Below are 12622 nucleotides of genomic sequence, written 5' to 3' on the forward strand. Positions count from 1 at the left end.
GCATCGCCCCCCTGCTGGCACAAGAACAGCCCCATGCTTCACGTCTGCACTCCCCTCGCCCATGCTGCTTTTACGAGCAGCTAGATAAGTCATGGTCGCTAAGCTGCTATCTTCAGCGCTCAGACTAGAGCCATCCGTTCTCAGAAGTCATTGACGAGGGCCTGGTGGTTGCGATGATGACGTCGTCCTCAGTGGTCACCGTTGCCAAATACCCTTCAGATTTCATCGCGTTGACCAACCTCCGATTTGACTCGGTGTTTCTCACCTTGATCTTCTTGACCTTCGCGCTCACGGTTTTGAAGTCCTCATCGTCGAGCAAGCCTAGAGCTGCAGCAATGTCCGGCCACTTCATCCCGGGAAGAGATTGTGTCAGCATTTCAGAGCGCTGCTCCGGGGTGAGGCTCGCGTTGCAAACCAGATGTCGCAGTACAGGCATCAGCGAATCAGCAAACCTTGCGCCGGCTTGATTGGCCAGCATGGATACACGGCCGAGCTCTGGAACCGCTTCCGGTTTGCTTTCAATCGTCTCCAGGCTAAGCCCTGACCACATCTGAATTTTCTGTGTGAGTGACAGCGCTTTGCTTTTGCTCAGCGTGAGCATCGTGTCGAGCTGGAGCGAGCTGATATCGATCTCTGCTTTTGCTAGATGCCACCGTTCAACCAGGTACTTGCCTTCGAGGTGAGGGCAAGTATTCAGTACGATCTCCCTGACTTCCGAGCTGTATGGCAAAAATGATGAGGCTACCAGCATGCCCCAGCGACCCTCAGGTAGCGCTGTTTTTATCATTGCTAAGTCTTGAAGCACGACGCCATCGAGCAATACCTGGAGCACGTCATTACTGATACCGGTGGAACTCAGAAGGTACTGTTGCAGCGACCAGTCTGCGCTCGTTGACTGCCACAGCGTGCCCTTGAGAGACGAAGCATTCCGAGCGATGAAGCCGGTGAATACCGCTGTGGGTTCCGATCCGATTTCTTCTTCCGAGACGTTGCCGTCTGGCCCAACGACTTTCTCAAAAAAAATCCACACTGCGTCAGCTTTGGCCACCAGGCGATCACTCTCAAGTGCCTTTGCCCAAAGATATCTCGGGGCGTCAGTGAGTGTGTGTAGGTCACAGGTCGTGTGATCGAAGAGTCTATTTGTCAGATCGTGATCTGCGTCCACTTCTGCTATTAAGCTGGTCAAGGAGTCGCTTGATTCATCCAGGACAGCAGACTGATCTAGCAATACGCTACCGAGCTCATCGGCGTGAGAGAGCAGATAATTACCGAGCCCATTGATGCCCAAAGCCTGTAGCCTACGCAAGGACACGATGCCCACATCTGCAGGTTCGGATTTGGCGTCTTTAGAATCCTGTCCAGCTTCTGACTTCGCGCATATCAGCGATAGCATAGGCAGGTTGATCTTGATGCAGCCCCAGTCGATCAGCCTTTCGAGGTCTGCGAGACTCATCGTATGGCCCAGTGAGGCAAACTGGACTGGGTGAGCCCTAAGCCATGCCCAGGCTCCCACATTGCTCTCTAACCCTGGCATCAGCCGTGAAGCATCTTCCAGCCCATCGATTGTAGGCACCAGATCCGTCGAGGAATCACAGGCCAGGGTCTTGAAGTCGGATTCCGGCAGGTTGTCGACGATTGCTTTGACGAAGGACTGACGGGCCTCGCTTCCTTCAAAAACGCCACCAGCATCCCCCGTTTCCCTAGCGTCGAACAGGCTACGAAACAGTTTGGGTTCGAGTCGGTACACGGCGCGAATAAATCCAGCCGCGTCTGTTCGACTCAAAAGCTCGCGCACTGCGATGGCCATTCGTTCGGTGTGCTCGTCCAGTCCGCTCCTCAGTATATGGCTTAGCTGTGTGTCTGCTGAGCCAGCCGCGAGCGAGGTTGGTCGGGCGCTGAGACAGGCGATCAAATCGACGATGATCCCCCTACCCTCGTCGAGCTCGTCGCTCTTAAGCTTCTCCAGCACGGTACTCGGGTTGTCGACAGGCGCGGAGACTTCAGGCAGCACACCACGTCTCAATGAAAGGATCAGATCTTTGTCACCAGGCGTCAGCGATCCCTGATAGAAATAACCTAGGTAGTCGGTGTAGTCGGCATCGAGAAAACCATGCTGCATCAGATAACTCACGACATCCAAGCCTGGAAGATTGCTCCTTACGACCTCTCCATACCCTTTCTTGACGGCGGTCGTGAACGACATCCTGATGACCTGATCCGATTGTCTCTGCACCGACGCGATTTCATCTGCGATTGTGCTAAGTCGCCGCCCAAGCAAAGCGTGGCGCCGCTCATAGGATGTAGCGGTGAGCAGCTCAGTCATTGAGACGTTCCGAGAGGCGTAACTAGTCGGCTGCCCATATTGCTGCACGGCATCCGTTGTGAGGATCGCGGCATTACTCTTCAAAAAGTCGAATACCTCGTCAGTTACGAACTGTTGTGGCGTGTACCGGTTACCACCACCTCGGACATGAGTCGCGATGCTGGATTCGGTCAATCGAAGAAGCGTGAACCAAACGTAGGCCCTCAGCTCAGTGACATTGTTGGCCAGTTCGGCGACCCGCTCATCCCGCTCACGTTGCAATTCGTCAAGCCGTCTGGCGTTGGCGCTGTTCTGCTGGATTTTCCAGGTCTCGAGGCCCTTGATGACCTCATAGATCGCCCCCCGCCGTTTGACCAGATCGGCATAAGCGCCGGGATGGAGATTTCGAATGGCGACAATCGCAAACAGCTTGTCTGGCTCCAGGCGTAGGCCGCTGGCAAGGATATTTGAAAACATATCGAATTCATTGACGATATTTTTCACCAACCGGAGGTCATCGATGTAGTAGCAGACCGTCTCCACCAGTCGACGGTCGAGGTGTTCGCCCAAGGGTTTCGATTTGAAGGTTCGAAGGTTCAGAAGCTCCATCATCTTTTCCTGGGAGTTTTCCGAGTTGATGACGGGGATCACAGGGACGATGAGGTCAAAAAATTTGGTTTTCTCCCCGACGACGAACATTTCATCGCGCAGCGCGTAGACGAAATAGACAGGTCGTTTCACCTGAGGTGATTGCTTGATGATGAAATTGATTTCCCGCAATCGGGTGAACACGTCATGAATGCCGAATCGGTCGAGATCCTCAATGATCACCACGTCGATGCTGCTTCGCTCAAAGCAGTAAATGATCTCATCGATATTTTTGTGCAGGACGGAGCCATGGTGGGTGGTCTCCAGCTTGCCTCCTTTGAGGGTCAAACCATCAATACTGAACAGCGAACTCAGACGCAGGCACGTGTGTAGCATGTGTATGCACCCTAACGCGGCGATTCCGACGGCGAGTGGGCTCGGGATCCACAGAAGCCATTCCAGGAGCCAGGCCGGTTCAATCTTTGGCAGCTTCTCTGCCACAGGAACGTACAGTCTCAGCGCCGCCAGAATAAGGAGGCCATAGCAGAGCGTTTTCCACCAGATTTTCAGGCCCGAGGCTTGGTCGATCCTCTTAAGGCGGGTCTTGGGAAGTGTCTTTGCAGGGACGGCGTACAGGAGCTGTTGGACGATCGTCTCCTCAATCCGGGCAACGAGATCAGATTCAGCCTTGTTTTCCTCGGGCTTAAAATCCTGCCCTGCCTTTGCAGAGGGTTCGGATGAGCGCGGTGATTCCGAGGTCGCGTCGGTATCGGTAACAAGTTCATACGCCCCAGAGATCTCGGTGTCCTTGCCGAATGTGGCTAGCGAAACAAACGCGTAGACGAACTCGGGGTGGCGATGGACGAAGGTTCGAAGCACGCTGCTCTTCCCTGCCCCGTACTCCCCCGTGATCGCGATGTTCCTGACTTGATCGTTCCTCAGCCCATTCAGTAACTCACGCTCATACCGCTGGATCTTCCCAGGCTCGATGAGTACTGGGGTTAGCGGCTGGAACAGATTCTCATGAGAGGGCGCGGCCAAGAACGCACGTGCGGCCTGATAGGCGCTGACGGCTGCACGTGGGTACCGCTTCAAAGCGGCTAGCTTGCTGCGGGACTTATTAGTCCAGGCGTTAGAGGCTTCTAATGCCCGGTTATAGAAGGCGCGCAAGCGAATGAACATCCGTGTCTCCAAGCAGGCTGGCGGCTACCAGGCATTCATCTGCCGAAGATTGAATGATCGATCTTGGGTCTGAGCGGGAAGGTGAACTTCCGGTGAGCCTGATACGAGGGTTGGGATGATAGCTCACGGCCTTCGTCGCCTGCGAACCCTTTGTTCACCTGGCAGGAACTTGGCGCTGGCTTACCTCTGCACGATCCGCATGCACGACCAGGCCGGGAGAGGATTAATCAAGTCGGTGTGCCGCTGCCGCCAACAGCAGCTGACCATCAGCATGCACGGGGAACGACGTGTTGCCCCGCGCATAGCCGTAGCAGATGTCACGCGCCGATCACATAATACGACTCAGATTTTGCCGCGACGTGAACTCGGCGGCACTCCCCAGTATTGTCCCCAGCACTCCTCAGGCGTCTGCTCAGTGCCTGGCCGCACATGGTTGTGATAGATGGCGATGCTATTGATGAGGCTGCGAGTCAAATCCTCCAATGAGAACACTGGTGATGATTGCCCCAAATTTTTCAGGTCTTGATTGTTGATGGTCAGTCGGGAGGTAACATTTCTCACAACCCTTTCTACTACTCCCCCCGATTGTCGAGGCGTGGACGTGAACGTGAGTCCAAGAGGCGGTTGGGGCTGCAAGAGCGGCTTGGTTCCAGGGCGAACCTGCCCGTGCAGTTTGATCTTGATCCGTTTTTTGACAAAGTAGTCGAGCGGCGTGCCGAGGATACTCGGGCCTTTGAAAGCACTGTTCACAACGTCCCGCGTCAATCTGTTCAAGTCATTATCCAATACCACCGAACTTCCCAGGATCGCACAGGTTTTCGAATCGATGACAAGTGCATACGAAGGCCGCCTGACCTTGCCGTCTGGCAGTGAAATTGTGACGTTCAGCTGGCCAGTTTCTACATAAAGGTCTATTTCATCGAGAGCAGTACATGTAGCGACACCTTCGTTGTACCTGAACCCTACCCGCCCAACCTTCGAGTAGTGCAACTGACAGGTGATGAGCCAGTTCTCTCCCTTGGACGACGCCCATACACCCTCTGCTTCAAGGAGGCATTCGTCTTCATCCCACAGATTCCGGCTTGCGGGTTTGCCCATTACGAAGTGGGTGCCCGCGTCCGAGCCTTCACCGATCTTGGTGGCAAGCGTCTGATCAGCAGCGACGACCTTTGTGACATCTACGGCTCGCCTGCAGAATATGCGAGCACATTCTGCAGGCTTACGACCGACGTACTTACAGGCGCTGCTTCGGCGGCTTGTATTTACATTTGGGAAAGGTTGAGCAGGATTGGAAATTTCCGTATGGCCCTAAACGCCATATCAACTCACCAACTTTACAGCCTGGGCACGATGGGCCTTTAGGCTTGGCTGGAGTTTGCTCAGCACCAGCTGCGGCGCTCCGCTCAGCGGCTACTGGTTGTTTAATCGTCTGTCCGTTCTCATCACAGGGAGCCACGACACCTTCGTCGATCAACTCTTGCAGGAAAGATGATCGGCGCCCTGCGACGGTGAACATTGCGACGCTGCGCCTGGCTCTCGTGAGTGCGACGTAGAAAAGCCGACGCTCCTCACTGGATGGAAAGGTATCGCCCTGCGGCATGACCAAGGACAGCAGTGGGTCATCAACTTTAACGTTTGGAAACCCACGCATGACCATGCCTGGGAGAATCACATAGTCAGCCTCGTCCCCCTTTGAGGTATGCACGGTCTTGAATCTGAATGCCATGCGCTCCCCAAACCGTTGCTGCCAATCGTTACTCAGGAATTTGGCGTCCAGCTTGTAGCGCCCTAGCACGAAGACGGTCACTTTGCCGCCTCGCCCCAAAGGCACTCTCCCCTCGCAGATCTGCTGGTAGAGACGCTCGACATACTTATCAACCGCTTGGGCTACCTTGTTTCGGTGTCCGACCTGTATAGCCTGGAAGGCCGGCCCAATGGGCGCCGTCACAGAGTTCACGTTCTTCTTGAACTGCGCAGGGTTCTTCGATACGAATCGGCTTGAGACGTCACAAATGGCCTGCGGGCATCTGAACGTCGTTTCAAGCCGGAGAACCTGGCCATGGCCGTACCAGGGTTTGAAACCTGTCATGACGGAAACGTCAGCGCCCGCGAAGCGATTGATCGATTGCCAGTCGTCCCCAACGGCGAACAGAAACCGATTAGGCTGCCGAACGAGGGCCTTGCAAAGTCGGGCTCGTGCTCGCGATGCGTCCTGATACTCATCGGCCATAACCAAGTCGTACGGCGACCGGTGCCCTGCCTCCAAATACCCTGCAGCCTTGTTAATCATGTCTTCGAAGTCGATTCCGTTCTCTGCGGCCAAGGCCTTGTCCCATTTCTTGAGCACCGGGATCAGCAGGTCAACGAACATGTTGAATCTGTACTTGAAGGCGCCGCTGTCCATCTCGGCCAAGCGAGCCTTCAAATCCTGTTCCGTGTAGCAGTTGCTTTTAAAATGGTTGATGAACGTACGGATCAGTCCGAGCAGGTCGGCATGCTTGATGGGTTCCAGACCATTGGGAGGGATTGGGCGATCAGGGTTTGGATCAAGCTTGATGCCCCTGCCGGTGAGCTCTTTCGCTAGATGAGTGAAGGCTTCCCCAGAGCGCACTTGATGAGAGAGCGTTTCGATCAGTTGTGTTCCCTTCTGCTTGTGGATCTGACGCTTCCAAGCCACCCCGTCCAGGTATTTTTTGAATTGCTCAGGCGGCTGGCCATCTTCATCCAGAGCAAAATGCTCGTGGTAAAGATTAAGACCTGGGTAGTAGAAATCCGGGAAGTACTGACGATGTTCTGACGTCGCGGTCGGGTGCTCGTATGCACGTTCGTACTGGTAGTCGACCCCGTTGTAAAAAAGCCAGTTGGCAATGATGCACTCTTCCTGGCTGGCCACCTCCTCGCCTTTTAGGGTGACCAGTTTTCCCTCGCCGTCCGAGTTTGTCGTATCGAAGAGCTTGTCGTTGCGTGAAAGCGGTAGGTGTCGTCCAAAAACTAAACGGAAAATATCCCAGCGGGTGCGGAACGCGGGGCACTCATCTTTGAGGTCGTCGACAATGTCGGATAGCTTTGCCAACACGAGTTTCTTTTTGCGAGCCCATGCAGGCACATGGGGTGTGCTTCCGGTAGCTGAGCCTATGATCTTCAGCCCTAACGAATGGAACGTCATGGCTGCAATCTCGATGCTAGGCTTGCCAAGGCGTTCAAGAGAGGCATTGGCCCGCGCTTGAAGCTCTTCAGCCGCATCCCTGTTGTAAGCCAGCATGACGATAGACTTGGGGCTGACAATCCCCCGATACATGGCATAGATGGCCTTGGCGACCATCGTGGATGTCTTGCCGGAGCCCGCTGACGCGACCACCTGAACTCGGTTGTCAAAGCACACCACCGCCTCTGCCTGCTCATCAGTCAAAGGCTTACTTTCTACCTTGTCGAAAAGCTGCCGGCAGTCACGAAGCTCTCGCTTCGTGTGCAGCTTGTTGCGCTCTTCCCATGTGCTCACCCAATCGGACGTCCACCGTTCGATATCGAGCTGAGCTTGGGTATACCCATCATTCAGATGAGCCCTCACCTCTGGGGTTTCAAGCAGCTCTTTCAGGGCCGCTACGCTCAACTCCAGGCTTGGTTTGCACCCCAGTAACGCTTGCTGATTTTCATGGGTAAGCCAGCGGTGCTTTTGATCAGCGGTAGCTAAGGCATGGTCAACTTCTGCGAGCCACCGGGACAGCTTGGCGTAGTAGGAATCGAAGCGTTGGCAGCGGGATCGTTTGAGGAGATCGCTCACCGCGCGGTGCAGAGCCGGAGCGCGTAGGTTCGAGAGTCCACCAAAGCGCACGCCCGTGCCTGCGGGCCACACGAGTTCCGACCAGAGCATGCGGCGTTTGATTTCAAAGCTTGGCAGCGTTTCAGGCGCTATGTGGTATTGCTCCCCACCGACGGCCACCACAAGACGATCGCTCTCGACGAGGAGGCGCCAGTTGGCTGATCTAGTCAGTAAGCGCCCTAGCCAAGATGGCGTCCATTCCAAAAACATGCACGATTCCTACGCTCAAATAGGCGCAATTCTACCCTAATCTTCAGGGCTTTCGGACGTGCGCATGGATAGGTTCAGATCTCGGATCTGGAAATATCCCGGCTGGTATCGCGTTGGCGAATACTGCGACCAAGCACTGATCCAGGTCTGTGATCATGCGCCTGCTGTTATGTACACCCGGCGCCCTCTACGCACGTAAACGTTTAATGCCCTCCAGGCTTCCCGGGCTGCGCACTCCGGATGTCCTGGACAGCGTTGCGGGCAATGGCATGGCGGCTAACTTCAGTCTTCCCTACCCTTCGAGTTCAAAGCTGATTTCCCGGAAAGCGGAAGTTATGATGCTCTCTACGCATCCGCCGACGTCGAGCGCCGCCGGGCAAGCATGGAGCTGTTCAAACGTGACAAACGCGCGGTATTTCTCTCGCCATCTACGTCTTGAAAACAACGAATCATCGGGCTGTCCAGCCATAGTTGATGAGGGTGGTCTTCTTGCCATTGCAGGCCCCAAGGTTATATTGGGGGAGCCGGGCATGGGTAAAAGCCAGCTGATTGGGGAATTAGGACGGCGCTTAGACGTCCGGCCAATCACCGCGCAACGGTTCATCGCCAGCGGCAACCCAGGGCGTTTTCATCTTCCTGGTAAACCTCTGTTGATAGATGGGCTCGACGAAGCCATGGCGCGGCGGGATAGCGATGCTGTGGATATGGTGTTAGGGAAGCTTGAGGATGCCGGGCATCCCGACTTCATCCTTTGCTGCAGGTCGAGAGAATGGCAGTCACGCAATGTTGTGAACCTGTCGCAAATTTATGGCTCAGAGCCCAGCATCCTAACCATCGAAGCGTTTACGAGGTTGGATGCCTTTGCTTTCATGCGCCAGCTCTATCCAGAGCTCGATGTGAATCACGTCCTTGATCACCTGGAGGATCAAGGGATCTCCGAGCTCTACCAGAATCCTCTGACTCTTAGCCTCATTGGCAAAGTCGCTGTTGCTGACAGGACTCTCCCTGCTACACGTGCGGGCCTCTTTGAACGGGTGTGCACTCTACTCTGGCCTGAGCATGACCCTCACCGTACTGACGGCGCGCTTGGCCTTCTTTCTGAAGAGCAAGCGCTTTCGGCCGCTGGGGCTCTCTGCGCAGGATTGCTGCTCGCGAGCGGGGACGCGATCAGTCGCTCCGGCCCTAATCATCTCGTAGTAGGGGATGTCAGGCTTGCAGAGCTCAGCGAGCTGCCTGAGGCGGAAGCCGCAGAAGCGGTTTTTTCCTCAAAGCTGTTCCAGACTGTTGGCCCGGAACGGGCAAAGCCCATGCACCGCGTGGTCGCAGAATTTCTCGGCGCGCGATGGCTGTCAAAGGTCGCAAGAACCACTCAAGCACAGAAGAGAGTGCTCGCTCAGTTTCGCATCGGCGGCAGCGTGCCTGCGAGTTTGCGAGGTCTGCACGCGTGGTTGTCTTACCACAGCCCAGCTATGTCATCTGCGGTGATTGCAGCCGATCCATATGGCGTGTTGCGGTATGGCGAGACGGCGAACCTCACGGCAGAGCAAGCTCAAAGCATGCTCGACGCGCTTTCATCCCTGCCACAAACAGATCCTTTTTTTAGATCCCATGACTGGGGCAGTCATAAGGCCAGTGGCCTGATGCATGAGCACTTGGCAAGCAAAATCGAGACGATCATTACATCGCCGGACAGCAATGTTCACTTAAGGGCCCTTCTGATCGAGGGCATCAATGGTACTCCGCTAGCCAGGTCGCTCGAAGACGCGCTTAACGGCGTGGTGTTCTCGGATCGTTATGCTTTTTCAGAGCGCAAGCATGCGGTGCAGGCGCTACTGCCAGCCTGTGACCGGGTACGCCGGCAGAGCATGATTGAACGCTTACATGAGCCCTACACTGACGTGTCGTTCGAGCTTGCGCTGTTCATTATCGAGGCTACTGACTTTGACGTAAGCGATGAGCTTCTTGCCACGAATATCCTGGCGTGCTCAGGGCTATATGTTTGTGCGCTGCCCAGAGCATCCTCACGGACATCTGGCGGATTGTACTGGCTACCGTTCAGCCAAAAACTGGCTCTCACTAGGATTCCAAAGCTGCTGAGCCTGCTCACTGAGCAATGCATGCCGGTCGACATCAGTGAGACTGAGCCACCAGGCTACCTGGTCGGTCTCATCGCGCTGCTTATAAGTCGGGTTATCGCTGAAAACGTACTCACCACCTGCGCAGAAGATGCAGCGCTTCTCTGGAACTGGCTAGGCGCTATGCATCGGCTTGATCTTTACGATGTACCAGAGAGGAAAACACTCAACGCTCACCTCGACAATGCCGACGACCTCAGGCGTGCCGTCCAGCAATATGTACTGCATGATCTGGAGCCTGCCAGTTCTGTCTGGTCACAGAATTGTGATCTGGAGGATCGCCTTTTGGGGCTTGCAAGCCGCAAGTCCGACTTGATCTTTTTTCTGGAGCAACTGGCCCTCTTTAGCACTCAGGATGAGAAAGCCCGGGCGCAATGGCGTGATTTGATGTTGATAGCGTGTAGAAATCGCACGTTTGACCCTGATGTTCGAGCTGTCAGTCGAAAATTTCAACGGGATGACCCTGAGCTGGAGGCCTACGTCTACACGCTCGAAAATCCAGTCAAATCCGAGCTTGCGATTCGAAGAGAATTGAGACAGGCGGAGCGATTAGAAGCGCTCCGCGTTCAGTATGCAGCCGATAGTGATCACTATTTTCAGAACCGTTCAGCTCTGCGAAATGGCGATCTGCGGGAAATACTCCCTGCGGCCAGATACTACCTGGGCCAGCACGACGTTCACGACATGCACCTTAACTCAGTTGAGGCCCTCACGGCGTGGCTTGGTGCCGAGTTCGCCGAGGATGCCCTTGTAGGCTTTGAAGCCGTGCTACACCGCGATGACCTTCCGTCTCCCCATGATGTGGCTCACAGTCCTGCTGAGGAGAAGGTGTGGAATTACTGCTTCCCTATGGTTGCCGGATTACTGGCTAGGCTGCGCGCGGGTAGAGATTTCCCAGACATCCCAACGCCCGTACTCCTATCCGCTTTGATTGCTTGCTTACACAATCAGATAGCGTTCGTCCCCGACAACCTTTCGTCCCTGTGCGAAGCTCTCGAAAACGAGTTATTTGGCAACCATGACTTGCCAAGGCGAGACACCCTGAGTCGTTATGACTTCGCTTGGCTTTGCCTTGAGCCCTGCATCAAGGCTGGTAAGCCACAAATCTCAGCGATGAATGCAATCTTCTACCAACCCCAGTGGCATGCAACAGCTGCTCACCTTTCTGCGGTTTGGCTCAGCGACCAACTCGTGATGGGAGAATCGGTTGAGAACAGGATGATCCATCTCTTGGTCACACCAGAACATCTGCACGAGATGGGCGCGATCGCGAAGCTTTACTCGGGCGTTGAATTCAGCTCCGTCAGTAGGATGCTCGTGTGGCGGGCCGTAGATTTTCTGGTCAGCTTCAATGAATCCAGGGAGGCTCTTGCGGTAATTCGCCAAGACCACCCGGATTTCATTTGGCCCATCATTAGGCTTGTACCCGGAGAGCGCCGAGGGCAAAAGCGTGTACTCGATACCGCTCAAGTCAAATGGATCGTATCCAATTTTCGAGGATCCTGGCCGCGCCAGAACAGGCCGTGGGTAAGTGACGGAAATCAATCTCCTTTTGAGGCTGCCAGTTTCGTTCGATCAATGATCCAGCGGCTCGCAGACGACACCTCGATCGAGGCAATTGAAGCCCTGCAGGAGCTGATTGCAGAGCCGGAGGACAGCTATACCCTAGATCTTTTACATATGGCGGCCGAGCAGCGGCAGAAGCGCGCAGAGGAAGACTTCGCTCCCCTTCAGCCGTGTGCTTTGAGTGCTCTGCTTCGTGAGGGGCCGCCGACAAACATGATCGATCTCAGAGCACTGGTGCTCGATGAGCTTTCCGTGATTCAGAAAAAATTGTTGGGTGATGACCTTGATCGGGTAAGCATGTTCTGGGGCGACAATGGTGTGCCCTACATTGAGAACATCTGCAGAGACCGCTTTGCCATGCTCATCAGCCCAGAGCTGGAGCAGTTCGGTATCCGGGAGCTCACGGAGGCCGACATGCCCAAGTCCAAGCGAGTGGATCTCGCGTTCGCCTGCGGTGACCTTCAGCTGCCAATTGAGATCAAGTGCCAGTGGCATGACGAGGTTTGGCAAGGTGCAATCCACCAATTGCATGATCGCTATCTAATTGATTGGCGCTCGCATGGCTGCGGGATTTATCTGGTGTTCTGGTTTGGGGAGCTGCCGTCCAACACAGGGAAAAGACTGCAGGCTCCGCCCTCGGGCGTCCCCACTCCCCGCACCCCTGAGGCCATGCGGCAAGCCTTGATAGAGTGCCTGCCGGAAGCATTGCGATCTCAGATTGATGTGGTGGTCATAGATATGGAAGCGGGAAGAACAAACCTCACGCCTTTATCGGATGCCGGATGAGGCTTCAGAACTGGGAGTGGTTCGGGGGCGAGA

General features: G+C 55.1%; 4 protein-coding genes. 1 reads left to right on the plus strand and 3 read right to left on the minus strand.

Annotated elements, in window-relative coordinates; all coding sequences use genetic code 11:
* Nucleotides 1-124: 124 nt before the first annotated feature.
* From ACNFHO_RS04195 to ACNFHO_RS04205, 3 genes are all read right to left on the minus strand, one after another.
* Entirely contained in the window at nt 125-4072 is a 3948-nt protein-coding gene (locus tag ACNFHO_RS04195) for a hypothetical protein (protein WP_416765350.1), read from the minus strand.
* Nucleotides 4073-4414: 342 nt separating this feature from the next.
* A complete protein-coding gene (locus tag ACNFHO_RS04200) occupies nt 4415-5170 on the minus strand; it encodes a hypothetical protein (RefSeq protein WP_416765351.1) in 756 nt (251 codons plus the stop codon).
* 136 nt (nt 5171-5306) lie between these two features.
* Entirely contained in the window at nt 5307-8102 is a 2796-nt protein-coding gene (locus ACNFHO_RS04205) for a UvrD-helicase domain-containing protein (protein ID WP_416765352.1), read from the minus strand.
* A 155-nt stretch (nt 8103-8257) separates the two neighbouring features.
* Here ACNFHO_RS04205 and ACNFHO_RS04210 point away from each other — a divergent pair, with 155 nt between their 5' ends.
* Nucleotides 8258-12589, plus strand: a complete 4332-nt coding sequence (locus tag ACNFHO_RS04210; protein WP_416765354.1) for an NACHT domain-containing protein — start codon at nt 8258-8260, stop codon at nt 12587-12589.
* The last annotated feature ends 33 nt before the right edge of the window (nt 12590-12622 follow it).

The organism is Pseudomonas sp. NY15374 (assembly GCF_048068255.1).
Lineage (GTDB): Bacteria > Pseudomonadota > Gammaproteobacteria > Pseudomonadales > Pseudomonadaceae > Aquipseudomonas > Aquipseudomonas machongensis.